Source organism: Haloarchaeobius amylolyticus (assembly GCF_026616195.1).
GTDB classification, from domain to species: domain Archaea; phylum Halobacteriota; class Halobacteria; order Halobacteriales; family Natrialbaceae; genus Haloarchaeobius; species Haloarchaeobius amylolyticus.
The window spans coordinates 547,182-573,546 of sequence record NZ_JANHDH010000002.1 but is presented as its reverse complement, the minus strand read 5'-3'; the positions used below and the strand labels follow the sequence as shown (position 1 = coordinate 573,546).

At 68.9% G+C, this 26,365-nt stretch carries 23 protein-coding genes; 9 read left to right on the top strand and 14 right to left on the bottom strand.

From position 1 onward, the window contains the following. Positions 1-396 precede the first annotated feature (396 nt). From NOV86_RS15185 to ppsA, 5 genes are all read right to left on the bottom strand, one after another. Positions 397-1,113 (bottom strand): LiaF transmembrane domain-containing protein, encoded by a 717-nt coding sequence (locus NOV86_RS15185; RefSeq protein ID WP_267642461.1) that lies wholly within the window; start codon positions 1,111-1,113, stop codon positions 397-399. Between the two features lie 81 nt (positions 1,114-1,194). Further along, the gene (locus NOV86_RS15180; RefSeq protein ID WP_267643116.1) at positions 1,195-1,728 is read right to left on the bottom strand and encodes a YqaA family protein; all 534 of its coding nucleotides are present in this window, start codon (positions 1,726-1,728) and stop codon (positions 1,195-1,197) included. A gap of 71 nt (positions 1,729-1,799) precedes the next feature. Next, positions 1,800-2,873: a tyrosine decarboxylase MfnA gene (mfnA, locus tag NOV86_RS15175; protein WP_267642460.1), complete on the bottom strand. Its 1,074-nt coding sequence runs from the start codon at positions 2,871-2,873 to the stop codon at positions 1,800-1,802. 87 nt (positions 2,874-2,960) lie between these two features. After that, positions 2,961-4,022 carry a hypothetical protein gene (locus NOV86_RS15170; protein ID WP_267642459.1) on the bottom strand — a complete coding sequence of 354 codons (1,062 nt, stop codon included), beginning with the start codon at positions 4,020-4,022 and terminating at the stop codon, positions 2,961-2,963. 69 nt (positions 4,023-4,091) lie between these two features. After that, a complete protein-coding gene (gene ppsA / locus NOV86_RS15165; RefSeq protein WP_267642458.1) occupies positions 4,092-6,410 on the bottom strand; it encodes a phosphoenolpyruvate synthase in 2,319 nt (772 codons plus the stop codon). 158 nt (positions 6,411-6,568) lie between these two features. Here ppsA and NOV86_RS15160 point away from each other — a divergent pair, with 158 nt between their 5' ends. After that, positions 6,569-7,297 carry a hypothetical protein gene (locus NOV86_RS15160; protein ID WP_267642457.1) on the top strand — a complete coding sequence of 243 codons (729 nt, stop codon included), beginning with the start codon at positions 6,569-6,571 and terminating at the stop codon, positions 7,295-7,297. 3 nt (positions 7,298-7,300) lie between these two features. Here NOV86_RS15160 and NOV86_RS15155 read toward each other — a convergent pair whose 3' ends face one another. The 3 genes from NOV86_RS15155 to NOV86_RS15145 form a co-directional block, all read right to left on the bottom strand. Beyond that, positions 7,301-8,200 carry a PhzF family phenazine biosynthesis protein gene (locus NOV86_RS15155; protein ID WP_267642456.1) on the bottom strand — a complete coding sequence of 300 codons (900 nt, stop codon included), beginning with the start codon at positions 8,198-8,200 and terminating at the stop codon, positions 7,301-7,303. A 55-nt stretch (positions 8,201-8,255) separates the two neighbouring features. Further along, positions 8,256-9,047 carry a DUF3887 domain-containing protein gene (locus tag NOV86_RS15150; RefSeq protein WP_267642455.1) on the bottom strand — a complete coding sequence of 264 codons (792 nt, stop codon included), beginning with the start codon at positions 9,045-9,047 and terminating at the stop codon, positions 8,256-8,258. A gap of 103 nt (positions 9,048-9,150) precedes the next feature. Further along, positions 9,151-10,569, bottom strand: coding sequence for an alpha/beta hydrolase (locus NOV86_RS15145; protein ID WP_267642454.1), 1,419 nt, complete (start codon positions 10,567-10,569; stop codon positions 9,151-9,153). A gap of 105 nt (positions 10,570-10,674) precedes the next feature. Between NOV86_RS15145 and NOV86_RS15140 the strand changes: the two genes are divergently transcribed. The 4 genes from NOV86_RS15140 to NOV86_RS15125 are packed head-to-tail and all read left to right on the top strand — an operon-like array spanning position 10,675 to position 13,892. Beyond that, entirely contained in the window at positions 10,675-11,094 is a 420-nt protein-coding gene (locus tag NOV86_RS15140) for a GNAT family N-acetyltransferase (RefSeq protein ID WP_267642453.1), read from the top strand. A 56-nt stretch (positions 11,095-11,150) separates the two neighbouring features. Then, entirely contained in the window at positions 11,151-11,843 is a 693-nt protein-coding gene (locus tag NOV86_RS15135) for a phosphoribosyltransferase (RefSeq protein WP_267642452.1), read from the top strand. Positions 11,844-11,861: 18 nt separating this feature from the next. Beyond that, the gene (locus NOV86_RS15130; protein WP_267642451.1) at positions 11,862-13,250 is read left to right on the top strand and encodes an outer membrane protein assembly factor BamB family protein; all 1,389 of its coding nucleotides are present in this window, start codon (positions 11,862-11,864) and stop codon (positions 13,248-13,250) included. Positions 13,251-13,283: 33 nt separating this feature from the next. Next, positions 13,284-13,892, top strand: a complete 609-nt coding sequence (locus tag NOV86_RS15125) for an HD domain-containing protein (RefSeq protein ID WP_267642450.1) — start codon at positions 13,284-13,286, stop codon at positions 13,890-13,892. On the opposite strand, the gene NOV86_RS15120 is transcribed toward NOV86_RS15125, so the two are convergent. Then, positions 13,889-14,407: a hypothetical protein gene (locus tag NOV86_RS15120; RefSeq protein WP_267642449.1), complete on the bottom strand. Its 519-nt coding sequence runs from the start codon at positions 14,405-14,407 to the stop codon at positions 13,889-13,891. The two genes, NOV86_RS15125 and NOV86_RS15120, sit on opposite strands and share 4 nt — an antisense overlap. 55 nt (positions 14,408-14,462) lie before the next feature. Next, on the bottom strand, positions 14,463-15,908 hold the full coding sequence (locus NOV86_RS15115) for an MATE family efflux transporter (RefSeq protein ID WP_267642448.1): 1,446 nt from the start codon (positions 15,906-15,908) through the stop codon (positions 14,463-14,465). A gap of 128 nt (positions 15,909-16,036) precedes the next feature. On the opposite strand from NOV86_RS15115, the gene NOV86_RS15110 reads away from it, so the two are divergent. From NOV86_RS15110 to NOV86_RS15095, 4 genes are all read left to right on the top strand, one after another. Further along, complete coding sequence (locus NOV86_RS15110) at positions 16,037-17,212, top strand: outer membrane protein assembly factor BamB family protein (protein WP_267642447.1); 1,176 nt, start codon at positions 16,037-16,039, stop codon at positions 17,210-17,212. Next, positions 17,205-17,792, top strand: a complete 588-nt coding sequence (locus NOV86_RS15105; RefSeq protein WP_267642446.1) for a hypothetical protein — start codon at positions 17,205-17,207, stop codon at positions 17,790-17,792. The genes NOV86_RS15110 and NOV86_RS15105 overlap by 8 nt, the downstream gene beginning before the upstream one ends. 32 nt (positions 17,793-17,824) lie before the next feature. Continuing rightward, positions 17,825-18,682, top strand: a complete 858-nt coding sequence (gene mtnP / locus NOV86_RS15100) for an S-methyl-5'-thioadenosine phosphorylase (protein WP_267642445.1) — start codon at positions 17,825-17,827, stop codon at positions 18,680-18,682. Between the two features lie 69 nt (positions 18,683-18,751). Continuing rightward, complete coding sequence (locus NOV86_RS15095; RefSeq protein WP_267642444.1) at positions 18,752-19,195, top strand: hypothetical protein; 444 nt, start codon at positions 18,752-18,754, stop codon at positions 19,193-19,195. A gap of 4 nt (positions 19,196-19,199) precedes the next feature. On the opposite strand, the gene NOV86_RS15090 is transcribed toward NOV86_RS15095, so the two are convergent. The 4 genes from NOV86_RS15090 to smc form a co-directional block, all read right to left on the bottom strand. Continuing rightward, complete coding sequence (locus NOV86_RS15090) at positions 19,200-20,153, bottom strand: HEAT repeat domain-containing protein (RefSeq protein WP_267642442.1); 954 nt, start codon at positions 20,151-20,153, stop codon at positions 19,200-19,202. Positions 20,154-20,556: 403 nt separating this feature from the next. Next, the gene (locus NOV86_RS15085) at positions 20,557-21,225 is read right to left on the bottom strand and encodes a helix-turn-helix domain-containing protein (protein ID WP_267642441.1); all 669 of its coding nucleotides are present in this window, start codon (positions 21,223-21,225) and stop codon (positions 20,557-20,559) included. 329 nt (positions 21,226-21,554) lie between these two features. Beyond that, complete coding sequence (locus tag NOV86_RS15080) at positions 21,555-22,766, bottom strand: segregation and condensation protein A (RefSeq protein WP_267642440.1); 1,212 nt, start codon at positions 22,764-22,766, stop codon at positions 21,555-21,557. Next, positions 22,759-26,346, bottom strand: coding sequence for a chromosome segregation protein SMC (smc, locus tag NOV86_RS15075; RefSeq protein WP_267642439.1), 3,588 nt, complete (start codon positions 26,344-26,346; stop codon positions 22,759-22,761). The genes NOV86_RS15080 and smc overlap by 8 nt, the downstream gene beginning before the upstream one ends. Positions 26,347-26,365 lie beyond the last annotated feature (19 nt).

Below are 26,365 nucleotides of genomic sequence, written 5' to 3'. Positions count from 1 at the left end.
AGCGGAACGGAAGGAAGCGCGGAATCGGCTGGGGAGGGCGTGGTGCGGTCGTGGACGCCAGCATGAGTGGTCTGCTCGTCGCCACCACTGCCCACCTGCAGTTTCGGATTCGACGCTGGGGTGACTCGGGGGAGAACGTCGACTCGCGCCGAGGGCGATGGAGACCGCCACGGCACAGCACCGCAGCCACGCCCTCCCCAGCCGACTCCCGCCGTTTCGCTCCACTACGTTCCGCGTCACTCCGGTCGGCCACCGTGAGAGCAAGCTCTCACGAGCCCGCTCTCGCTACCGGTCGTGCGGACCTCGCGCGACGCCTACCAGGGGCCTCGCTCGGGCTCGGCACCCTGTCGGCGCGCGCCAGACCGGAAATCGGAAAATCAGAAAGAACGCCGAAGCTCAGTTCACTTCGACGCCACCGAAGCCGACGAGGCCGGTGACGATGAGGTCCACGTCGTCGCCGCCGGTGGGCCGGGTGGTCGTCCGGCCGGCCACGTCGGTCTCGGGCTCGCGGATGACCCGCGGCCGTTCGTCCTCGGCCGCGCCGAAGACGGGCAGGACCTCCATGCGGACGGTCCAGTCCGCGGGGACGTGGAGTTCCACGCCGCCGAACATGGCGAACACGTCGACCTGTGCGGTGCCGACGGGCTCGGTGTCGCGCAGGTCGAGTTCGGCGCCGCCGAACAGGGTGGTCACGTCGGCCTGGGCGAACCGGGAGCCGGTCGCGCGCTTGGTGACGCCGCCGAACATGGCGAACAGGTCCATGGTCTCGGCGTCGGAGTCGACCGTGCGGGTCCTGAGCTGGCGGCCGAAGACGACGGTCAGGCCGACGAGGATGACCAGCACGGGCCAGTACGCCTCGACGACCGCGTCGGTCAGGATGTCGAGCGCCGCGAGCTGGAGCGCCCCGGCGACGAGTATCAGCACCATCGGGCCGACGAGGTTGGCACCGCGGCTCTGGACGATGGCCCAGGCGCCGAGCAGCACGAACACGCTGGGCACGAACAGCCAGAGCTGCCCGGTGTCGTAGGTCTCGGTGGTCCCCAGCAGGAGCAGGAGGCCGAAGAGGACGATGACACCACCGCTGACGAGTCTGCTGTTGATCCTGAGGTTCATGTGTCTAGATACGCTGACACCGACGATATACCGAGAAGTTGGTTCTCGGGTGGCGAGAAGGATGCGGCCTGCTGCCCCAGGTCACAGCAGCGCGAACGCGCCACTGAAGAACAGCACCGTCACCAGCAGCCGGCCGACGCTCCCGACGAAGGTCGCCGCCGCGAACTTCAGGTAGTCGCGTTCGAGCACGGCGAAGGCGTAGATGGAGAGCGTGTCGGGGAAGAACGGCACCGACAGCGCCATCGCGAGCCCGGCGTAGCCGTACTTGCGCGCGAGTTCGACCGTCTGCTTCTCGGACCACTCGATGACGTCGAACCGGGAGCGCTTGAGGAACCGGACGATGGGGCCGGCCTCCTTGGCCTCCTGGCCGATGTGGAACGCGAAGACGCTGCCGCCGGCCTTGCCGAGCCCACTCACGAGCATGATGAGCGCGAGTTCGACGTTCCGCGGGACGCCGAGCTGGAGCTTCGGCGCGAGGACGATCTCGCTCGGCAGGGGCAACACGAACGCGATGAGGAACGAGTAGACGGCGATGATGCCGAGGCCGACCCACCCGGTCGCTGTCTCGACGGCTGCTTCGAGCCAGTGGTAGTCGAACCACGGGGCGAGGACCACGGAGTCGAAGACGGCGAGGGGACCAGTCGTGAGTACGGCTGTCACTGCCAGAGTGTCGCAACCGCCGCAACCTAAGTGTTGATGTTCACGGTGGGTCGCAGCCGGTCGATGTCGGTCAGGAACGCTGACAGCATCTCCCGGGTGACGTGGGGCATCATGACGACGCGCATCTCGTCGGAGCCGGTCGTCGAGACCCGCCAGCCCTCCTCGCGGAGCGCCTCGAACAGGTCGTCGGGGACGTCCGCGGTGACGATGGGGAGGTCGGGTTCGACCACGTCGAAGCCCCGCTCGCGCAGTTCCGAGACGAGGAAGTCGGCGTTGGCGACCGAGGTCTCGTACTGCTCGCGGTAGCCGTCGGGCCAGAGTTCCTGCATCACCGCGGCGGCGCTGGCCACGCCCGCGCCGGAGCGGGTGCCCGTCAGGGTTGCCTGCTTGGCAGATTCGAGGTAGGGCGTGTCGACCGCGAGCGCGTCGAACAGTTCGTCCTCGCGGGCGAGCAGGCCGCCGGCCGGGATGGCAGCCTGGCCCATCTTGTGCGGGTCGATGGTGAGCGTGTCCACGTCCGCGTGGCCGAAGTGCCACTCGTGGTCCGTGAAGGGGAGCACGAAGCCGCCCCAGGCCGCGTCGACGTGCAAGAGCGCGTCGTGGCGGTGGGCGATGTCGGCCAGTTCGGGGATGGGGTCGACGCGACCGTACTCGGTCGAGCCGGCGACGCCGACGACGCCGGCGGTGTCCTCGTCGCAGAACCGGCGGACCGCCCCGAGGTCGACGGTGTAGTCGTCGGTCAGGGGGGCGATGCGTAACTCGATGGCCAGCACGTCGGCGGCCTTCTGGAAGGAGAAGTGCGCGCTCTCGGGGACGACGACGTTCGGGTCGCTCGACACCGAGCGGTTCCGGGCCATCCGGACCGCCTGGATGTTCGCCTCCGTGCCGCCGCTGGCGACGTAGCCGGCGGGGTCGGGCAGGCCGACGACGTCGCCGAGCATGGCGACGGCGTCGTCCTCGAGGTCGGCGACCGTCTGGTACGTCGCGGGGTCGCCGGGGTTCGTGGCGAGGTAGCGTTCTGCGGCCTCGCGAGCGACCGGGTGCGGTGGTGTACACATCGAGGAGAGAACCCGGTCGAAGTCCTGTGGCTGGCCGCGCATATCCCTATGGTGCGGCCTGTGGAATTTAGGGATTGCGTTCTTCGAAGGTCCGGCTGGGCCCCGTGAACCCCGGAGCCCGGTCGGTCGTTACTCCTCGCTGGAGAGGTAGTCCACGTCCACGAGCGCCATGCCGTTCCGGACGGTCACCTCGACGAGCCCGTCGATGGTGGTCCCACCCTCGGGGTCCTCGTGGCTGCCGACGTAGGCGGTCGCGGGCTCCTCGGAGCCGACGTTGTGGACCGACGCGGTCTGGCCGGGCGCGAGGTCGGCGTCGAGCGTCGCGTAGGTGACGATGACCTCGCCCTCGGACTGCTGGACGACGAGGGTTATCTCGGTGCCCTCGGGCAGCACGTCGCCGCCAGCGTGGGTGATCTTCAGTGCGTCACCGTGTATCTTGTACTCGAGGTCCGCGATGGTCATCTCGGCGCGGTTCGCGCTCACCCAGCCGGGCTCGGTGACCGTCGGGGCGGCCGGCTCGACCTCGTAGGTGACGGTCACGGACGTCGGCGTCTCGCCCGCGTCGTTCGTCACGGTCGCGTCCAGCGACTGCACGAGGCCGTCTGCGGCCACCACGACGGTCGAGGTGACGGTCGTGCCCTCACCGAAGCCGAACGGGTCGGCCGAGACGTCCTCCGCGGTCAGCAGCGTGACCGTCTCGCCGCCGCGCTGGGCAGTCGTGACCTCGTAGGGGACGGTCCCGAGGAACGTCTGCAGCACCTCGCTGCCGGTCAGTTCGCCGTAGGCGATGGCGGCGTCGTAGCCGCTGTAGACGGTCTCGTCGCCGAACTCGTCGCGCTCGTAGGCGACGGTCCCGTCACTGAACAGGGCGCGGGTGGCGGTCTGGTCGCCGTAGGTGGACTGCTCGGTGAGCGAGAACTGCCCGTCGGTGCCCACCGTGACCTGCCTGGTCTGCTCCATGCCGTCCTCGCCGGCCTCGTAGCGCAGCGCGAACGACAGTTCGTAGCCGATGCCCGCGAGGACCTCCTCGTGGGCCGCGAGCAGGTCGGCCGGGTCGGTGACGCCGTCGTCGGCGACGCCCGGCGCGTAGTCCGGTGTACTGGCTCCTGTCGAGTCGACGGCGCCGATGCCCCCGACACAGCCGGCGAGCAGGACGACCGTGGCGACGGCCACGCTGGCGATAGCTCTCATACTACAGAGAAGAGGCAGGTTCCGTGAAAAGGACGAATCCCGATTACCTGAGGGGAGTTACCAGACCCCTCAGCGAACCGATTCGAGGATGAGCTTCTGCTCGACCCGCTTGACCTCGTGCTGGACGTCGCGGACCGCGTCGATGTTCGCCGAGATGGACGAGACCCCCTCGTTGACGAGGAACTGGACCATCTGGGGCTTCGAGCCCGCCTGCCCGCAGATGGATGTGTCCACGTCGTGTTCGCGACACGTCTCGATGGTCTGGCCGATGAGTTCGAGCACGGCCGGGTGGAGTTCGTCGAACCGGTCGGCGACGTTGCCGTTGTTCCGGTCCACCGCGAGCGTGTACTGCGTGAGGTCGTTCGTGCCGAAGGAGGCGAAGTCGATGCCGGCCTCGGCCATCGCCTCGACGCCCAGCGCCGAGGCGGGCGTCTCGATCATCACGCCCCAGCGGCGCTTCTTGGGGTCGATGCCGACCTCCTCCATCAGTTTCCGGGCCTGCAGGACGTCCTCGGCGTCGTTGACGAGCGGGAACATGACCTCGACGTTGTCGTAGCCCATCGAGAACAGGCGACGGAACGCCTCCAGCTCGTGCTTGAACAGGTCGGGCTTGTCGAGGCTGCGGCGGATGCCGCGGTAGCCGAGCATCGGGTTGTGCTCTTTGGGCTCGTCGTCGCCGCCCTCGAGCTGGCGGAACTCGTCGGTCGGCGCGTCGAGGGTGCGCACCCGGACCGGGCGCGGGTAGAACTCCTCGGCGACGCCCTGGACGCCCTCGACGATCTCGTCGACGTAGGCCTTCTCGCCGTGGTCGTCGATGTACTTCTGGGGCGTCTTGTTCGTCGACATGATCATGTGCTCCATGCGGAGCAGGCCGACGCCGTCGGCGCCCGTGGCGGCCGCGCGCTCGCCCGCCTCCGGGATGGAGACGTTGACCTTGACCTCGGTCGCGGTCATCGGCTTGACGGGTGCCTGCGGGCGGACCTCCTCGACGGGTTCGCGCTCCTCCTCCTGGGTCTCGACGCGCCCCTCGCGGATGCTGCCCTTGTCGCCGTCGATGGTGATGAGCTGGCCGTCCTCGAGCATCGAGGTGGCGTTCCCGGCACCCACGACCGCGGGGACGCCGAGTTCGCGCGAGACGATGGCAGCGTGGCTGGTCATGCCGCCCTCGTCGGTGACGATGCCGGCGGCCCGTTTCATCGCGGGCACCATGTCCGGTGTCGTCATCTCGGTGACGATGATGTCGCCCTCACCGACCTTGTCGAGCTGGTCGAGCTTCTTGACGATGCGGGCCTTCCCGGAGGCGACGCCGGGACTGGACCCGAGGCCCTGGACGAGGATGGTCTGTTGCTCGGCGCTGACGGCACCGCTCCCGTCGGTGCTCGTGCTGGCGGCCTCCTCCATCTCGGCGTCGACGCGCGTCTCGTCGGCCTCGCCGATGTCGCCCTCGGTGATGGTCGTGATGGGGCGGGACTGGAGCATGAACACCTCGCCGTCGACGATGGCCCACTCGACGTCCTGCGGGGTGTCGTAGTGGTCCTCGACGGTCTCGCCGAGTTCGCGTAGCTTCGCGAGTTCCTCGTCGGAGAGGACGCGCTCTGTCCGGCGGTCCTCGTCGACCTCGACCTCGACGGTCTCGCCGGTGTCGGGGTCCTTGACCATCTGTATCTTCTTGTCGGCGACCGTCACCTCGGCGACCTCCCGGGTCTTCCGGTCGATGACGTAGTTGTCCGGGGAGACGCTCCCGGAGACGACGGCCTCGCCGAGGCCCCACGCGGACTCGATGATCATCTTCGGTTCGCCCGTCGAGGGGTGGCTGGTGAACATGACGCCGGACTTCTCCGCGTCGACCATCAGCTGGACGACGACGGCGATGTTCACGTCGGCGTGGTCGAACCCCTGCTGCTGGCGGTAGTAGATCGCGCGCTGGGTGAACAGCGAGGCCCAGCACTCCCGGACGCGTTCGAGGAGTTCGTCCTCGGTGACGTTGAGGAACGTCTCCTGCTGGCCCGCGAAGGAGGCGTCGGGGAGGTCCTCGGCGGTCGCGGAGGACCGGACGGCGACGAAGGCCTCGCCGTCCCCGACCTCGCGGTACGCCTCGAGGACCTCCTCGCGGAGGTCGTCGGGGAACTCGGTGCCGAGGATGAGTTCGCTCGCACGCGCCTCGGCCTCGGAGAGGGCCTTCGAGTCGTCGACGTCGACGTCGACGGCCTCGAACAGCTCCTCGTCGATGCCTGCCTCTTCGATGAATCGCCGGTACGTGCCCGCGGTCACGACGAACCCGGGTGGGACAGGAAGCCCTGCGGCGGTCAACTCGCCGAGGGAGGCGCCTTTACCGCCGACGGCTTCGATATCGCTGGCCCGTATCTCGTCCAGCCAGAGTACTGCCATCTCTATGCGGAGCCAGTCGGGGGGCGACCATGAAGATTCCGGACGCCGTCTCTGGATTCTCACTCGCCACTGAGTGAACGATTCGGCTGCTCGGCAAGTGTTGCCCGGGTGGGGGGCGGGCCGCAGGGGTTATGGTCGGTGCCCGTGACCCATCGGACATGGATACCAAGCAGACGCTCAAACTCGTCGCGTACTACCGCACCCTGGCGTTCCTCTCCTTCGTCGTCGGGGGCGGTATCGCGCTCGTGGGTGTCTACCTCGGTATGGGTGAGACGGCGCAGATCCTCCTGCGAGACTTCCCGGCGAACGTGGACACGGCCATCGCCGCGGCGAACCCGGTCATCACGGTCGCGCTGGGCGTCGTCGGCGTCCTCGTCTGGCAGTTCGGCAAGTCCTTCGCCATGGTGAAGACGATGGACAGGGCCGCAGGCGGCGATGGCGAGCCGGACCAGCAGCAGGTCAAGAGCGAGGTGCTCGACGTGGTGAACGACCAGCTCTCCAGCATGGAGTCCGACCTCCGCTCGGAGATCAAGGCGAACGCCGGCTCGGACGGGTCCAGCACGGCTTCGGGCAGTTTCGGCAGCAACCGGTCGGGGTCCTCGCCCGGGTCGTCGGCCAGCCGGTCCTCGCGGTCGTCCGGGTCCGGGTCGTCCGCCGCCAGCAAGAGCGAGCGCCGCAGTTCCCGCTCCGAGTCCGGCTCGAAGGGTTCCGAGAGGGCCGGGGCGGACGACACGGGTAGCACCACCACGTCCGGGTCCGGGTCCGACAGCGGGTCCGGGTCGCGCTCCTCGTCCGGCTCGGGCAGCGAGACGGACGACACGAGCGGCGGGTCCGGCGGCCGTGGTAGCCCCGCCAGCGACGGCGGCACCGACGACCCCCTGCGCTGAGCCTCAGGCTTCGAGAATCTCGTCTTCTTCCGCGTCCGGCACGACCAGCGAGCCGTCCAGCACCGTCACGCTCCGCCCACCCACGCGGACCGGTGCGGTCCGGACCCGGACGCGCCCGGGGCGGTCGACGTAGTGGCCCTGCTCGACGACGACCTCCTCCGGGAACTCGTCGGCGAACGCGCCGTAGTGGTCGAGGTACGCGGTCACCGCGCCCGCACCGGTACCACACACCGGGTCCTCCGGGATGCCCGCGCCGGGCGCGAACATCCGGGCGTGGAGGGTCGCGTCGGCACCCACGGCGTCGAAGGTGAAGGGATAGACCCCGAGCGCGTCGTACTCGTCCGCGAGGGCCGCGACCGCGTCGAGGTCCGGGTCGGCGTTCCCGAGGTGTTCGAGGAAGTTCACGGGGACCAGCAGGTAGCGCACGCCGGTCGAGGCGACCGCGAGGGGCAGGTCAGCACCCACGTCGGTCAGTGCGGCCTCGTCGATGCCGAGTGCCTCACCGACGCGCTCGTACGTCGGCTCGACCTCCCTGACGTGTGGCGCGTCCTGCGTGAGCCAGACCGTCCCGTCGTCGTCCACCGCCACGTCGAGGACGCCCACGTTCGTCTCGACGCTGTACTCCCCGGCGTCGAGTTCGCCGTCCTCGTGGAGGTGGCTGAAGGCCGCGACGGTCGCGTGCCCGCAGAGGTCGACCTCCTGAGTCGGTGTGAAGAACCGCAGCCGGTGGTCCGCGCTCGGACTCGGCAGGACGAACGCCGTCTCGGAGACGGCGAGTTCGCGCGCGACCTGCTGCATCTGCTCGGCCGTCAGACCCGCGGCGTCGGGGATGACCCCCGCCGGGTTCCCCGCCAGTGGCTCGTCGGTGAAGGCGTCGACCTGTAACGCGCGATAGGTATCCATGGGCGCCACGAGGACCTATCGGGGCAAGAAACTGGCGTCCGTGCGGTCGCCCTGGTCAACTACGGTCCGGCTCCGCGAGCCAGATGCCGACGACGCCGCCCGCGTCGAACGTCCAGGCGACGACGAGGGAGCCGCTCTCGAACGTCGCCTGCACCAGCACGACGTCGTAGCCCTCCGAGACGAGGTGTTCGGTGCGCTCGATACCGGTGTACGTGCCCAGTCCCCGGGTCTGGGTCGCCCAGGCGTCCCGCAGGCTCGTCGCGGTGACGGTCTCGGCCGCGCTCCCGACGAAGGCGTCGGCCACCCACGCGTACCGGCCTGCCGACAGCGCCTCGGTCAGGTCGCGCCCCCGCGCTCGTAACTGCGAGGGACTGCGGGCGGTGGTCTCGGCGCCGCCGCCATCGCTGCCGCCATCGTCCCCTCCACCGCCACCGCCGCCACCACCTCCGGTGCTACCGTCGCCACCGTCCGCACCGCCTCCCCCACCGCCGCCCCCGCCCTCCTGTCCGTCCGTGGTCTGCCGCGCCGTGGTCCCCCGCGTGGTCGTCGTCCCGCCGGTCGGGGTGTCACCCGCGGTCGTCGACCCTGCCGTCGTCCCCGGGTCGGTCTGTGGGCCGGTTCCGGTCCCGTCGGCCGTGTCGCCGGTCGACCGTGTCGAATCGGCGGTCCCCGTCGCCCCGGTCGCGGGCCGGTCCGTCGCGGTCTTGACTCCCGTGTTCGGGACCGCGTCGGGGGCCGTCGTGGCGGGGGCGTCCGTCTCGGAGCCACCCGAGCAGCCGGCGAGGGCGGCGAGTCCGCCGGCCGCGAGGGTCTGCAGAAGGTTCCTGCGAGGGAGGGGGTCGGCCATGGTCGTACTAGGTGGGAGATGCGAGTGACGGAAAAGCACAGTGGTAACGAGGGATGGCCCTATCTGCTGGTAATCGTATGGGGGCGACCGGCACGTCCGCCCATCACGCCGCGCCGACGAACTCGGCCAGCTCGTCCACGAGGGTCTGGCCGACGTGGTTCTGGACGAGGTACTCGCTGGGGTCGGACGGGCCGGTTCCGGGCATGAGCAGGTGGTTCAGGTCCGCGAAGGACTTGAACGAGACCGTCTCCTGTTTCAGCGCGACGGCCCAGCCGTCGAGTTCCTCGGGCGGGACCTGGTAGTCCCTGCCACCCTGTGCGAGCAACAGCGGGACCGAGAGCTCGTTCGCGGTCGCGACGTGGTCGTACGTCTTCAGGCTGCGCCAGAACGTCCCGGAGAAGCCGAGCAGCGTCTCGCTGTCGACGAACGAGCCGCCACCGATGCGGTTCGACGCGCTCTCGGCGAAGTCGAGTTGCTGCTGTTCGGCCTCGGAGACCGTCCCGTCGAGTTCGGCGAGGTAGCGGATCTGTTCCGGGATCAGCTCCCAGAGCGGGGTGATGGGCGCGGCGAGCATGGCCGCGCCCGATACGTCGGCCCGCGAGGCGATGCGGGGAGTCGCCAGCCCGCCGAGGCTGTGCCCGACGACGGTCACGGAAGACACCCGGTCCTCGTCCGCGAGCCGGTCGATGGCGGTGACGGCGTCGTCGACGGTCACGTCGTCGATGGTCACCTGGTCGGTGGCCGACACGTCGCAGGCGAAGGTGCGCTTGTCGTACCGCATGACCGCGACACCCCGGGAGGCGAGGCCCCACGCGAGGTCCTTGAACACCTTGTTCGGACCGATGGTCTCGTCGCGGTCGTTCGGCCCGGAGCCGTGGACCAGCACCACGCCGGGCACGTCGCCGGACCGGGCCGGCATCGTCAGGGTCGCACCGAGGTCGCAGGCCGGCGAGGCGAGCGAGAGCGTCGACTCGGTGAAACTGGACTGGTCGACGTAGTCGGGCGCGCTCCAGGCAGCCTGTGGCTGGTTCAGGCGCAGGCCGACCACGCCCCCGGTGTCGTCGAAGCCCCAGTTGACGAGCAACACGCCGCTCTGGAAGGACGCGCGAACAGTGACCACGTGCGTCCCGTTCTGCTCGGTGTACTCGGCGCTCGCGATACCGGTGAACGACCCCTTGTCGCTGGTCTGGGAGTTCCAGGCCTGCTGGAGCAGGTCGGCGGAGACCTGCTCGGCGGCCTGCCCGACGAACTCGTCGGTGAGGTCGTCGTAGGCGCCGTTCGCGAGGTCGAGCGTGAGGGCCTGCGCGCGGGCGACGAACTCCGCCTCGGAGAGCGGTTCGCCGGTCGGCTGCTGGGTCGTGGTGTCGGTCGCGGTCGGGGTGGCCGTCTGCGTCGTCGTATCGGTCGCGGGGCCGGTCGTCGTCTCCGTCTCCTGCTCGCCGCTGGAACACCCGGCGAGGGCGGCCGTACCGACGGTCGCGAGACTGCCGAGGAGGCGTCTGCGGGGGAGGGCGTCGTCCATGTCCTCGTCTTGTATCGCAGCTATCATAAATCGACCTTTCGTCTGCCGGGAATCGACGGCACCGGAACTCGACATCGTTACAGGTCCCCGACTCGATTCACACCCATGGACTACGAACTCCGCGAGACCCTCCCCACGCCCGAGGAGTACGTCGCCCTGCGCGAGGCCGCCGGGATGGCACCACGGAGCCTGAACGCGGCCCGGCGCGGCCTGCCCAACACCACCTTCGGCGTGACCGTCGTCACCGACAGCGAGGTGACCGGCGAGGAGGAGGTCGTCGGCATGGGCCGCATCGTCGGCGACGGCGGGACCGTCTTCCAGCTGGTCGACGTCGCGGTCCACCCCGCCCACCAGGGGAAGGGACTCGGCACGGACATCGTGGACGCCCTGATGACCTACCTCGCCCAGCACGCGCCCCCGACCGCCTACGTGAACCTCATGGCGGACGTCGAGGGGTTCTACGAGCAGTGGGGCTTCGAGCCGACCGCACCAGCCTCACGGGGTATGTTCACGCGCATCGAGTGAGAACGCCCTCGTCGAACCTGTAAACCGTTAAGTAGCGACGTTCCGGAGTGGCGGGTATGAGCGACCTCCCGGACGATTTCAACTGTACCATCACCAACTGGGAGTACATCTACGGTCTCTGCCGCGACGTCAGCAACGACGTCAAGGCGGACGAGTTCGAGCCCGACGTCATCGTCGCGCTGGCCCGCGGCGGCTGGTTCGCCGGGCGATGTATCTGTGACTTCCTCGGGCTGAACGACCTGACCAGCCTGAAGATGGAGCACTACGTCGGCACGGCCCAGAAGGCCGAGGAGCCCCAGGTCCGCTACCCGATGCCAGAGGGCAGCGTGGAGGGCAAGGACGTGCTCATCATCGACGACATCGCCGACACCGGCGGCTCCATCAAGCGCGCCGAGGAGTACGTCGAGGAGCGCAACGCCGGGCAGGTCCGGACCGCGACCCTCCAGCTCCTCCAGACCAGCGAGTTCGAGCCGGACTACATCGGCGAGCGTCTCGAGGAGTGGGCCTGGATGGTCTACCCGTGGAACTTCATCGAGGACATGATCGACATCATCGGCGGCGTCATGGACCGCAACGACAAGTCCGTCTACACCAAGGAGGACATCCGCCACTTCCTCGCCGAGCAGCACGACCTCCAGCGCATCGAGATGGAGATCGCCCAGCCGAACCGCCTCGACGAGGTCATGAGCGAGATGACCCGCCGGGAGGTCGTCGAGGCCACCGACGGCGGCTGGACACTGCTGGACTGACACACCTCGCATCCGTCGATGGTCCCCTCCGAGACAGTCTCAGCCAGCCGGATCCGCATCGCCCTGACGGTCGTCCTCGTCCTCCTCACGCTGAGTAGCGTCGCCGCGACTGCCACCTACGAGCCTCCCGAACTGCAGCGCGGGACCGTCACCGACCCCGCGAACGGGACGACCGTCGTCTCGACCCACGGCTGGCACGCCAGCCTCACCGGCCCCGCGGACCCCGACAAACCGGTCCGGCTCGTCGCCCTCTCCGAGGACGCACGGCTCCAGTGGGAACGCGAGACGACCGACATCCCCGGCACCCGGTTCTACGACGTGGACCCGCTCCCCGACGGGGACCTGCTCGTCACGAACACCACCGCGGACGGCCAGACGCTCGTCACCCGGCTCGACCCGGACACCGGCGAGCGAGAGTGGCAGCAACGACTCGACATCGAAGACACCCACGACGTGGACCTCATCAACGGCGACGAACTGCTCGTCGCGAACATCAAGAACTCCTCGAACGGCACCAGCTACGACGGCGTCTTCGTCTACGACCTGAACGAGGACCGCATCACCTGGCACTGGTACTTCCGGAACCACTACCCCCTGTCGACCGACGGCGGACTCGACCACGACTGGACCCACGTCAACGACGTCGACAAGATCGCGAACGGGACCTACATGGTCTCGCCGCGCGACTTCGACCAGGTCATCGCCATCGACCGCGAGACCAAGAACATCACGTGGCGGCTCGGGAGCGACGACGAGTACGGCATCATGAACGAGCAGCACAACCCGCAGTACTTAGAGACCGAGTCCGGCCAGAAGACGGTCCTCGTCGCCGACAGCGAGAACGACCGCGTCGTCGAGTACACCTACGAGGACGGCTCGTGGACCCAGGTCTGGGCGGTCGGCGACGACAAACTGCAGTGGCCCCGCGACGCCGACCGCCTCCCGAACGGGAACACCCTCATCGTCGACTCGATGAACCAGCGCGTCGTCGAGGTGACGCCGACGGGTGAGATCGTCTGGGAGTACTACGTCCCGTGGGCGCCCTACGACGCCGAGCGCATGCACCTGGGCGACGAACCCGACGGCCCGACCATGCGCGACCTGAACGTCTCCGGGTCGTACGACCTCTCCGGCTCGGCCGGCCACGCCGCCCACAGCGGCGAGCCGACGCTGTTCCAGCGCGCCGAGTTCGCCACCGACGGCGTGCCGGTGCTGGGCGACGTGGTCGGCTGGAGCGTCGACAAGATACAGCACTACGGCCCGTGGGCCATACCGAACTGGATGCCCCTGAGCGCACTGTTCAACGGCGGGCTCGCGGTCGTCGTCGCGCTCGTCTGGGGTATCGGCGAGGCGGTCATCCGCCGCGAGCGAATCGTTGCGGGGGTCCGCGGCCGACTCGGGTCGTAAGAGACTCGGCGGTCTCCGTTCTCACTCGCATCCATGACCGACGAGGACCCGCAGGAATCCGACCCGGCACTCGAACCCCTGCTCTCCGCGCTCGCGCTCAAGGACGAGACGCGGACCGGCTGGCAGCTCCGCGGCGTCGTGGCCCCGGAGTCGGTCGCCGCGCACTCGTGGGGCGTCGCCTACCTCACGCTGCTGTTCGCCGAGCAGGCCGGCGTCGACCCCGACCGCGCCCTCCGGCTCGCGGTGGTCCACGACGTGGCCGAGGCCGAGACGGGCGACTGGGCGACCAGGGCCGACGAGACGGTAGACAGCTACGACCCGGCCGAGAAGGAGGCCGCGGAGACGGCCGCCGCGGCCGACCTGCTCGCCGGATTCGAGCACGCCCACGACGCCTGGGCCGAGTACGAGGCCCGTGCGACGCCCGAGGCCCGCTTCGTGAAGGACATGGACCTCGTGGACATGTGCCTGCAGGCCGTCGTCTACGAACGCGAGGACCGGTACGAGCCGGGCGACGCCGAGGCGTTCGCGGAGTACGACCACCTCGACGAGTTCTTCGCGACGGCCGAGCCGCGGCTCAACACCGAGTTCGGGCGTGAGCTGTTCGAGGCGGCGAAAGAAGCGTACGAGGCGGTCCGCGGCTAGTTCTTGCCCTTCCCGTTACCCTTCTTCCCCGGGACGACCTCGAACTCCGACGAGAGCGTGTAGGGACCGCCCGAGAACACCCTGTCGCCGTCGTCGATGGGTTCCTCGTACTCGATGGTCCAGGCGACCTCGTGGACACCGGGGTCCACCGGGGGCGTCGTGTATTCCCAGTATATCGTCCAGTAATCGTTCTCGTTCACGTACGGTTCGTTCCAGTAGTCGTCGGGGTTCTCGACCGGTTCACCGTCGATGGTGTAGCTGATGAAGTTCAGTTTCTCCAGGTACTCCTCGATGTACGCCCGTTTCGAGGGTTCGTGGCGGTCGACCCAGCCGAGTCGATGGTCGACCCAGGAGCCCGCGGGCACGGTGAAGTCGTCACCGACAGGGCTCACCAGCGTCGTCTCGACCTGGTCGTTCGGCGCGTCGCCGTCCCCGGCGGCCGCGACGGGCGTCGCCGCGAGTGTCGTCGATGCCAGTGCAACACCGCTTCGTTTCAGGAAGCGTCGTCTATCCATCCCGGCAGGCACGACAGACCGATGACATAAAAAGCCCTTGCCCCGTTTACACGTTTCAATCGTCCTGCCCCGCCGCCGCGACCGTCTCTGCGCCCGGCGTCGCGTCGTCCCCGGTGTCGACGATGGTCGACTTCCAGGTCCCCCGGGTGAAGTAGAGGATGGCGGCGATGGCCCCGACCACGTCGCCGAGGGCGACCGCGGTCCAGATGCCGGTCGTGCCCCAGCCCAGGTCGAAGACGAGGTAGTACGTCACCGGCACCCGGGCGATCCAGAGCGCGACGGCCGAGAACACCAGCGCCGTGGTGGTCTTGCCCGCGCCGCGGAACGCGCCGAGGAACACGGGGAACAGCCCCATGGCGACGAACGCGACCGCGACGATGCGGAGGTACTCGCTCCCGTAGCGCAGCGTCTCGGCGGCCTGGGCGGTGTCCGCGCTCATCAGGGGCCGCAGGATGGTCGTCGGGAACGCGAAGACGACGAGGGCGACGACCAGCAACACGCCCGCGGCGAGCTTGGCGGCGATCCAGACCGCGCGCTCGGCGCGCTCCGGTCTCCCGGCACCGAGGTTCTGGCCGACGATGGTGTTCGTCGCCTGCCCGAGGCCCATCGCCGGCAGGAACACCAGCGAGATGAGCCGGTTGCCCAGCCCGTAGGCCGCGATGACGGCGGGCGGGAACGTCGCGACCATCGCGGTGAGCGTGATGAACGCCAGCGAGGCCATCGACTGCTCGGCCGCGCTCGGGACGCCGACCCGGACGATGTCGCGGATGGTCGGCAGGTCGGGCACGAGGTGCTCGCGCCGGATGGTCGGGCCGACCGTCGTCGCGAACAGGATGTAGAACCCGAGCACGGTCGCCACGGCGCGGGCGAACACGGTCGCGATGGCGGCGCCCTCGATGCCCATGGCGGGGAACGGGCCCACGCCGAAGATGAGCAGCGGGTCGAGCACGACGTTCACGACGACGGAGACGAACATGATGCGCATCGGCGTCCGGGTGTTGCCGTACCCCCGCAGCAGGGAGACGAAGACGAAGAAGCCGAAGAGGAACGGCGACCCGAGGAAGAACAGGCGCATGTAGTCCGCGGCCAGCGGGATGACCTGCGTCTTCGTGGCGGGGTCGGCCGGCAGGACGCCGAGCATCGCGTCCGTCAGCAGGAATCCCAGGAGCCCGATGACGACGGAGAACGCACCGACGAAGACGATGGTCTGGCCGGCCACGAGGCCGGCGGACCCGTCGCTCTTCGCGCCGGTGTACTGCGCCACGAGGATGGCGCCGGCCGCGGTGAACCCCCCGCCCACCGAGATGAGGAAGAAGATGAGCGGGAACGCCACCGACAGCGCGCCGACCGCGTTCGAGGAGTACGCCCCGAGCCACGCCGTGTCGGCGAGGTTGTACGCGACCTGCAGAAGCTGGATGGCCACCATGGGCCACGCGAGCCGGAGCATCGGGCCGAGCAGCTCACCCTCGGTGATGTCGTTCTGTACCTGCGGTTCAGCCATTACGAATCGAAACGGTCCCCAGACGTATCAATACGTCTAGGGGCCGGTAGCACGTGGCACGGCCCGGACCCCTCGCAGGACCAGTGCACTCCACGAGATATTTAGTTCCAGACAGATATGTCCCGACCATGCCTGGTCCCCTCCAGTCCCTCTCCCGCCGGCAGGTCCTCCTCCTGGGCTCGAGCGCCCTCGCCGGTGGCCAGTTGCTCCGCCCGTCGTGGTTCCGGGAGTCGTTCGACACCGGCCCGTCGGTGCCGGTCGCGGAGTGGCACCTCCCGGGTCGGACCCCGCGCAGACAGGGGTACGTCCCCGTCGACGGGAGCGACGCCCTCTCGGTCGCGTGGGAGGCCGCCTTCGAGGCCGAGGCCGGTTACAGCCTCACCATCGCCGACGGAACCGTCGTCGCCCCGACCCGGGACACCGGCCTCCACGCGTTCGGCACCGACGACGGGCAGCGACGATGGGAGTACACGCCCGACACGAGACGCTCGGGTGGCGTCGTCGTCGCGGCCGACCACCTCTGCTGGCCGACCTACGAGGCCCTCCGCGTGCTCGACCGGGACGGCCGCCCGGCGTGGCAGCTGCCGGACGTCGAGAACCTGACCATCCACTGGCTGCTCGACCCGACGCTGCTCCCGGTCGGCTCGGTCCTGTTCCTCCACGGCGAGGGCGGTCTCGAGGCGCGGGACGCGGCAAGCGGGTTGCCGCACTGGCAGACGCTCGACGACGTCGGCCCGGTGGCCTACGGCGACGGGACACTGTTCTGTAGCGACACGCGCCTCGACGCGGTCCGGCACAGCGCCTACGACCCGACCGACGGCTCGCGGCTCTGGCAGACGCCAGAGTACGAGTACCTCCATCGCGGGTCCGCGACCGTCACCGACACGCTGCTCGCCTACGGCGGCTCCGACGGGTCGGGTCGCGTCCAGGCGTTCGACGTGAACGACGGCAGCCTGCAGTGGGAGGTCGAGGTCGACGCGCGACTGTACGACGCCACACTGACCGTGTCGACTGCGGTCCTCACCGGGCTGGACGGGGACCTCTACGCCTTCGACGTGTCGTCGGGCGAGCGCCGCTGGCACCGGGGCGACCTCGGGGACGTCGGCGGGACCGTCCGGACCGAGGACCGCCTCTACGTCCACCGGCCGACCGGGGTCGACGTGCTCGACCCGGAGACCGGCGAGCGCCGCGGGAGCGTCGACCTGGCCGGCGGTGAGCCACACGCGCTGGCCTACGGGTCGGGTCGCCTGTTCGCGCTCACGAACGCCCGGCTCTACGCGCTGGAGGTGGGCGACGGTGCCTGACGAGGCAGAGGCCACGGCCGACGAGCATGCCCGGGAGAGGCGCGTACCCGGGCGCGCGGACGACCCCGGCAGCGACCGCGACACCGGCGACGGCCGCGGCATCGAGGGAGACGACGCGCACCGCGAGTCAGCGACGGAGACCGATAGCTCGGCGGCCTCCTCACTCGGGCGGCTCGGCCGGACCATCCCGATGCTCATTCCGGCGTGGCTGGCGACCTACCCGGTCGGCTGGCTGCTCGGCCAGCAGGCGACGGTCCCCTCTCCGTGGGTCGTCCGCTGGGCGCTCCTCCTCGCGTTCGCCTACCACGGCGCCGACCCGGAGAACGACCCCAACGGCGTGATACAGTTCTCCGTCGTCTCGGCGGTCGTCTTCCTGGTCGCACAGGAACTGTTCGCGCCGGCGGTCCCGGCGGTCCAGGGCCGGCCGATGTACCTGGCGGGACCGGCCCTCACCCTGGCCGGGACGTACCTGCTCGCCTACCTCGTGGGCTACCGCGACGGCGTCGGGGCCTTCCGGCGGTGGGCGACCGACCTCGTCGCCGTGGTGCGCGACGCGGTCCCCGACCGCGACGACTCGTAGCGGTTTTACGCACGCCACGAGTTCGTGCACGCATGACCATCGGCGTCATCGGTGGCAGTGGCATCTACGAGGCCCTGCCCCTCGAGAACGTAGAGAAGCGAAGCGTCGAGACGCCCTTCGGCGAACCCTCCGACGACATCACGCTCGGCGAACTCGCCGGCAAGGAGGTCGCCTTCCTCCCGCGACACGGCCCCGACCACCAGCACACCCCGACGAACGCGCCCTACAAGGCGAACATCTACGCGCTGAAGTCCGTCGGCGTCGACCGCGTCATCGCGACGAACGCGGTCGGCAGCCTGCGCGAGGACCTCCCGCCGCGCACGCTGGTCGTCCCGACGCAGATCTTCGACCGGACCAGCCACCGCGAGCACACCTTCTTCGGCGACGGCATGGTCGTCCACATGGGCTTCGCCGACCCCTACGACCCCGCGATGGTCGAGCACCTCGCCGGGGCGGCCGAGCGCGCCGACACCGACGCCGACCTGCACGAGGGCGGCACCTACGTCTGCATCGAGGGGCCGCAGTACTCCACCCGCGCCGAGAGCGAGTTCTACCGCGAGCAGGGCTGGGAGATCGTCGGCATGACGGCCATCCCGGAGGCCAAACTCGCCCGCGAGGCCGAGATGAGCTACGCGACGGTCGCCGGCGTCACCGACTACGACGTCTGGAAGGCGGACAACGAGGTCACCCTCGACGAGGTGCTGGAGAACGCCGCCGCGAACCAGGAGTCCATCAACGCGGTCGTCGAGGAGGCCGTCCGGTCGATGCCCGAGGACTTCGAGTCCGACGCCTGGTCCGCACTGGCGGGCACCATCAACACGCCCAGCGAGGCCATCCCGGACGATACCCGCGAGCGCGTCGACCTGCTCGCCGGCCAGTACCTCGACTGAGCCGCCACAGCCACACAGCGACCCCGACCACCGGACGTTTTTTGCTGGTCGCCGTCCCTCGTCAGCCTGATGGCAGAGGACGACGCGGAACTCGTCACACAGACCGCCGCCCAGCTGGACTGCGACGAGGACGCCGCACGCGAGTTCCTCGACACGCTCGACCACGCGGTCGGGTCGGTCTGTCCGCTCTGTGGCGAGGGCTACATCGTCGAGGCCGACGACGAGCGCTGGTTCCCCTCGCGGGGCCGCCAGTCGCGGTCGGTCAACCTCGGCGTGATGCAGCTGTCGCTCTCGAAGGCGCGAGAGCTCGACGAGGACGAGGTGTCCGGGCTCGAGAACCCCTACTTCTGTACGTCGGGCAACGACAGCGAGACGTGCGTCCTCGCCGGCCAGTTCGAGGAGGTCGTCGGCGTCCGGACGCTCCGCGGCGTCGAGGAGACGGCACGGCGCCACGAGCGCCGGCGGTCGTACGTCGACCGGCGGCTGGGCGCGCTCCGCGACCGGCTGGAGTGAGCGCTTAGGACAGCCGGTCGAGCACCGCTTCTATCGGCAGGTCGACCTCGTCCGCGAGCCACCAGAGCCGCTGGCGGGTCCCCTCGTCGGTCGGGAGGACGTCGGGGTGCTTCTCGACCACGGTGACGTAGGCGGCCGCCGCGGCCCGCCTGACCTCGCCCTCGTCGGCCGCGAGTGCCGGGACGACGGTGTCGAGCGCGGTCGGGACACCACCCGGGACCGCGCGGCCGAGACGACCGATGGCGAGCAACGCGGCGGCGCGCTGGGCCGGCGGCGCGTCCTGTGCGACCGACGCGAGCACCGCGTCCACCTCCTCGTCCACCACGCCGGGGCGTTCCGCACCGACGGCCGCGAGCAGGTCGACCGCCGCGACCTGGAGCGCCGGCACGGGCTCGCGGGCGTTCGAGACGGTCTGCTCGACGGCCGGCACGACCTCCTCGGGGTGGCGCACCGCGATGTCCGCGAGCGCGCCGGTCGCGAACGTCCGGACGTCCCAGTCGCCGGGATCGACCAGCGCGGTCCAGAGGTCCTCGACCGCCGCGGTGACGTTGCTCGGTCGGTCGGCCGCGACGAGCGCGAGGACGTTCGCGACCGTCGCCCGGACGTAGGGGTCGTCGTCCTCGATGTACGGCGTCGTCGTCTCGACCCAGGCGCCGAAGGCCGACGGGTCGGCGTCGGCGAGCGCGACCAGCGCGTCGGCGGCGCGCCGGCGCGAACTCGCGTCACCGTCTTCGAGTCGGGTGAGCAGGCGGTCGATGGCCGGCTCGACCGCGTCCGGATGCGACGCCGCGAGGTGGGAGAGGCCGTCCGCCGCCGCGGTTCGCGTGTCGGTGTCACCGCTGGTCAACAGTTCCCGGAGCTCGTCCGCCTCGGCCGCGGCCGCGTCGGGGTCCGTCCGTGCCAGTTCGCAGAGTTCCTCGGCGCGGTCGGCGTCGCCCGACCCGCTCAGCAGTCCCATTGGCACGGCTATCGTCGTGAAGGTACAAGAATGAATCCCTGCGGCTGGTGGCGAAGTCCTCGTAGAACGATGAACGCCCGGCCGGGCCGACGTGCAAGCGATTTGCGGTGACGCCTGACGGATGTGATGATGGGCTTCGACTGACGGTGGATGCGGTGTGGGGCCAGTCGGCCCGGCGGCGTTCGAGTGATGCGGGACCAGCCTGCGACGGAGGGTCCCGCACCCCCAGACTGCCGCCCCCTTCCCCCTCCGAAATCCGGGACGACAGTCAACTCTACATAATCCTTATGGCCACTTGGTCGTGGTGCTTGCTATCTAAACCGGTATATGGTACCAGACCACGAACCGGGCGGTCGCGGGTGACCGTGACACAGCGAAGAATCGAAAGCCGGCGACGGGTTCCTCAGGGGTGCTCGACGAGCGCGTCGACCTGGTCGACGAGCGCCTGTCGCAGCACCTTCTCCGTCGCGCGCCGGATGCGCTCGGAGGCCGCCTGGTTCGAGATGTCGAACTGCTCGGCGATGTCGTCGAGCGTCGACTGGCGCGGAATCGAGAAGTACCCCGTCTTCACCGCGTGCATCAGGGCCTCGCGCTGTTCCGGCGTCAGGCCGAACTCGTCGGCCGCGCTGTCGGCACCCTCCTCGACGTGGGTGAGCCGGTGCAGGTCGAGGTGGATGTCGCGCTCCTGACACATCCCGTGGAACTTGCTCACGCTCGCATCGTCCGGGAATCGGACGGTGAAGCGCCAGCCGTTCCCGCCGCGCGCGCGGAGAATCGTCCCGTTGGCCTCCACGAAACACGCCAGCAGGTCGTGGATGCCCTCGTTCCAGGTGATGCGATAGAGGCGTCGCTCGCCGAGTTGCTCGACGAACTCGTAGTGCTCGGCGTACTCACACGCCTCCATACCTTCCTCGAACGACTCGTACTCTCCGGTGACCCAGACGTACGGGAACACCTGATCGGACGCGGGCACGATGGGTTCGACCTCGATGTTCAGTTCTGTTCCCCCCTCCGTCGGTGCGCCCAGGTCGAAGTCCTCGGCGCCCACGGTGAAATCGGCAATGACCCCCATGCGTCACGAATACGTTGGTGGAGAATATGACCGTTCCGTACAGCCGATTGAAATGTCGATTCGAGAGTTATAGTTTACAATACCCCAACACCGTGTATCGAAAATGCCGTGTCACTGGCTTCACACGTGAGGCGACCTCGACGGGTCGACGACTGTCTCGTCTGTTGAAAAACGGTCGTCCCTGACCGGGTGAGAGATCGGTGTGGGACGGCCCGACCTACGGAGAGGTGCGACCTCGGTGTGTTGCCTTACCAGTTCGGTAGTGAGGGACGGTAACTCCGGCTACGACGCGAAGAGAACCCACGCCGTCTCCGGGTCGGCCGCGAGAATCAGTCCGCGACCGCTTCCTCGGAGCCACGGGCCGCGGTCGGGTCCTGCACCCAGAGGTCGCCGAACAGTTCGTCCTGCTGGAGCCGGACCTGCCCGCGGTGGGCGAGGAACAACAGCGCGAGGAACGTCTGCACGCGCGAGCCGCCGACCGTGTCGATCTCCGCGTACAGCACCTCCGCCCGACCCTGGTCGTAGTGCTCGTGCAGGGCCGCGCGCACGTCGTCGATGATCTCCTCGATGTCCTCCTCGTGGGTCGTGCCCGTCACCTCGTCCTCGGTCGGCTCGTCGTCGACCCGGAAGTCGTCGCCCGAGTGGTAGTCGAGCGTCTGCGTCCCGCGCTGGAAGCCCCGCGGCGAGTCGCTCGTGTCGTACTCGCGCTGGCGCTTCCACCACGACCCGCGCTCGGCCTCGCGCAGGTCCCGCACGAGTTCGTCCAGCGTCTCCGGCGTCCCGCGGACCTGCTTGCGGTCGAGCCGGCGCTCCATCTCCGCCTCCAGCCCCGCGACCGGGTCGTGGTCCGGGTCCGGGGGCTCCTGTGGCGCCTCGTCCGCGAAGGGCTGCTCCCACGGCGCGAGTTCCTCCTCGTCCTCGTCGTCGTCGCTCCCGTGGATGAGCTCGTCGCCCTTCATCCGGAGCAGGACGCTCGCGTAGAACAGCGCGCGGCCCGAGGTCCGGAGGTCCGCGTCCTCCAGCGCGTCGAGGAACTCGTCGGTGACGCGGACGATGTCGATGTCCCACGGGTCGATGTCGCCCCGTTTGGCCAACTGAACCAGCAACTCGACGGGCTCGACCGCGCCCTCGTCGCCGTCGACCATCGCGTCGTCGTCGGGCAGGACCTCGTCCATGGCCGGCTGCTCGGCCTCGTCCGCCTCGGCGTCCTCCTCGTCCTCGGCCAGCACCTCGTCGAGGTCGTCCTCGTCGCCCGCGTAGAACTCGTCCGGGTCCGCTGACCCGTCGGATTGTGCGGATTCGGCGGGTTCTCCGTCGGCGTCGCCGCCGAAGGGGTTCTCTTCTTCACCGGGCGGCGTCCGGTCCTCGTGCCCCGCGATGTTCAGGAGGCTCTCGGGGTTCTCGTCGTCACTTCGCTCCCCGCTCGCGCCTTCCGAGGAGCCGCCGCTTCGCTCCGGTTCCTCGCTCTCCTCCCGGGTCGCTTCGCTCCCCGTTCGGGTTTCCGACGGTCCTCCGCGTTGCTCCGGACCGTCGCTAGTCATCGGCTGGCACCTCCTCGTCGACGTCACCGCCCTCGGACAGGTCGATGCCCGTCACCGCCGAGACGTTGTCCTGCTGCATCGTCACGCCGATGGCGCGCTCGGACCGGTCGAGCATCGCGGTGCGGTGCGAGACCACGACGAACTGCGCGCGGCCCGCGAGTTCGTCGACCATCTGGCCGACGCGCTCGGCGTTGACCGCGTCGAGGAAGGCGTCGACCTCGTCCAGCGCGTAGAACGGTGCCGGGTTGTGGCGCTGGATGGCGAAGATGAACGCCAGCGCCGTGAGCGACTTCTCGCCGCCGGACATCGCGTCGAGGCGCTGGATGGGCTTGTCCCCCGGCTGGGCCTTCATCGTCAGGCCGCCGTCGAAGGGGTCCGCCTCGTCCTCGAGGTGGAGGTGGCCCGTCCCGGCCGAGAGCTGGGAGAAGATCTCCTGGAAGTTCTCGTCGATGGCCTCGAAGGAGTCCATGAACGTCTGCTTCTTCTGGGCCTCGTAGGACTCGATGCGCTCGACGATGCCGTCGCGCTCCTCGGTGAGCGTGTCACGCCCCTCGACCAGCGTGTCGAGGGCGTCTTTGACCTCGTCGTAGTCGTCGATGGCCTTCATGTTCACCGGCTCCATCGCGTTCATGTCGCCCTCGAAGCACTCGACCATGCGGACGACCTCGTCGTGGTCCGGGATGTCCTCGGGGTCGTAGTCCCCGACCTCCTCCTCCAGGTTCTCGATCTCCCAGGCGAGTTGCTCGCGGGTGTCCGTGAGCGAGTCGAGCTTGCTCTTCACCGCGTCGACCTGCGACTTGACCGAGTCGCGTGCCTTCTCGGCCTCCTTCAGGTCCTCGCGGAGGTCCTCGCGTTCGTCCTTGAGTTCGGAGAGTTCGTTCTCGAGTTCGAGCACCTTCCGGCGCTTGGCCTCGAGTTCCGCCTCCTTCTCGTCGATGGTCTCCTCGATGTCCGCGATGCGCTCCTCGTGTTCGGCCTTCTTGTTCTGGGCCGCCTCGATGTCGTCGTGCAGGCCCTCGATGGCCTCCTCGGCGTACTGCTTCTCGAGCTGGAGTTCGTTCAGGTCGCCGTCGAGGTCGTCGGTCCGGTCCTCGAGGTCGTCGATCTCCGCCTCGATGGACTCCACCTCCGCGGTGAGTTCGGGGATGCGCGAGTCCGCGAGTTCGGACTCCAGCTCCTCGATGTCGGCCTCTATCTCGGCGATGGCCTCCTTGCGCTCGGCGATGCCGGCCTCGATCTCCTGCATCTCCTCGTCGACCGACTCGCGTTCGGCCTGGATCTCCTGCTGGCGCTCCTCGAGTTCGGCGATGCGGGACTCCAGGCGCTCCTTCTCGCTCTCCCTGGACTCGATGTCGCTCTCGATGGAGCGCACCTCGTCGGCCGCGTCGCTCTTGCGGTCGCGCGCGTCGTCCAGCCGCGACTCGATGCTGCGGACGTCCTCGCGGATGGACTGGCGCTCGTCCTCCAGTTCGGAGATGCGTTCGGCGACGCGCTTGAGCTGGCCCTCGCCGGAGGCGTCGAAGGAGTATCTGGACCCTTTCGAGGAGCCCCCGGTCATCGCGCCGGACTTCTCGACGAGGTCGCCGTCGAGCGTGACCAGCCGGTAGTCCCCCTGCATGTCGCGGGCGGTGTCCAGGTCCTCGACGACCAGCGTGTCGCCGACGACGTGGCTGAAGATGCCGGCGTACTGCTGGTCGAAGTCGATGAGGTTGTACGCGAAGTCCACGACACCGGGGACGTTCGGCGCGCTCGGGAGCGACCGGTCGCGCATCTTGTTCATCGGCAGCATCGTCGCCCGGCCCGCGTTCCGGGACTTGAGGTGCTCGATACAGCGCTGGCCGATGACGTCGTCCCGGACGACCACGTTGGCCATCCGGCCGCCGGCCGCCGTCTCGCAGGCGGTCGCGTACTGCGGGTCGACGCTGCCGAGCTGGGCGACCGCGCCGTGGACCCCGTCGATGCCGGAGTTCAGGACGGTCGTCACGGAGCGACCGAACGAGGAGTCACCGGACTGGCCAGCGTTGGCCTCCAGTTCGGCGTACTCCTGCTGTTTGGCCTGGAGTTCGTCCTCGACCTCGTCGAGGTCCCCCTGACGCTCCTGCTTCTCGGCCTTGAGGTCGTCGACGACCCCCTCGATGTTGAGGACGTTCCGGCGGGCCTTCTCCAGTTCGTCCTCGAGGTCGGTGATGTCGGCCTCGACCTCGGGAATCTCGGCCCGCGTCTCCTCGATCTCCGTCTCGATCTCGCTGGCCTCGTTCGAGCGTCGCCGGGCCTCGTCGAGCAGGCGGTCCTTCTCGCGCTGGAGTTCGTTCTTCGCGTCCTTCTGCTCGTCCAGGTCCTCCTTGCGGGCCTGGAGGTCGGCCTTGAGTTCGTCGTACTCGGTGTCTATCGCGTCGATCTCGGCCTGGACGTCCGCGAGTTCGGCCTGCTTCGTCTGGATGTCCGCCTTCAGCGAGGACTTCTGGACCTTCGTCTCGCGGATCTCGGCCTCGATGTCGTCGACCTCCTCCTGCTTGCGGTCGATCTGGACGAAGGCGTCCCGGCGCTTGTTCTCGGCCTCCTCGATGGCCTCCTCGCTCGCGGCGATCTTGTCCTCCAGCCGCGAGATGTCGCCCTTGAGGCTCTCGATGTCGCGCTTGATCTCGAGTTGCTCGTCCTCGCCCTTGCGCTCGATCTCGGCGTTGAGGTCCTCCAGGTCCTCCTGCAGGCGGACGACCTTGCCCTGCTTCTCGTCGAGGTCGCGCTGGAGGTCGTCGAGTTCCTCCTGCTTGGCCTCGATCTTCTCGTCGGCCGCGGCGAGGTCCTCGCGCTTGTCCTCGAGTTCGGCCGCCTTCAGGTAGCCCTCGTAGCGCTCGCGCTCGCGGCGGAGCCGGCGATACCGCAGGGCCTGCTGGCGTTCGTCCTCGAGCTGGGTGAGGCGCTCGCGCTTCTCTGAGATGCGCAACTCGGCCTCGTTGATGCGCTCTTCGACCGTCTCCAGTTCCTCCATCGCGTCGGCCTTCTTCGCGTCGAACTCCGCGACCCCGGCGATCTCGTCGATGATCTCGCGCCGGGAGTGGGGCGTCATGTTGATGATCTCGGTCACGTCGCCCTGCATGACGACGTTGTACCCTTCCGGGGTGACGCCGGCCTGTGCGAGCAGGTCCTGGATGTCCGAGAGGTTGACCGAGCGACCGTTGAGGTAGTAGTAGGAGTAGTAGTTGTCCTCGGTCTCCTTGACGCGTCGTTTGATACGTATCTCGTCGACGTCCCCGACGTCCTCGGAGCCGGCGGCGTTGACGACCTGGGCGCGGTCGAGCTTCCCGTCGGCGTTGTCGAGGATGACCTCGACGCTGGCCTCGCGCGGGCCGCTCGACTCGCCCCCGTCGTCGTGGCCGGGGTTGTAGATGAGGTCGGTCAGTTTCTCGGCCCGGATGCCGCGGGTGCGGGCCAGGCCGAGTGCGAACAGGACGGCGTCGATGATGTTCGACTTGCCGGAGCCGTTCGGCCCGGTGACGACGGTGAAGTCCTCGTAGAAGGGAATCCGTGTCTTCCGGCCGAAGCTCTTGAAGTTGTCGAGAACGAGCTCTTTGATGTGCATGGTAGGGGGGTGTCGCCCG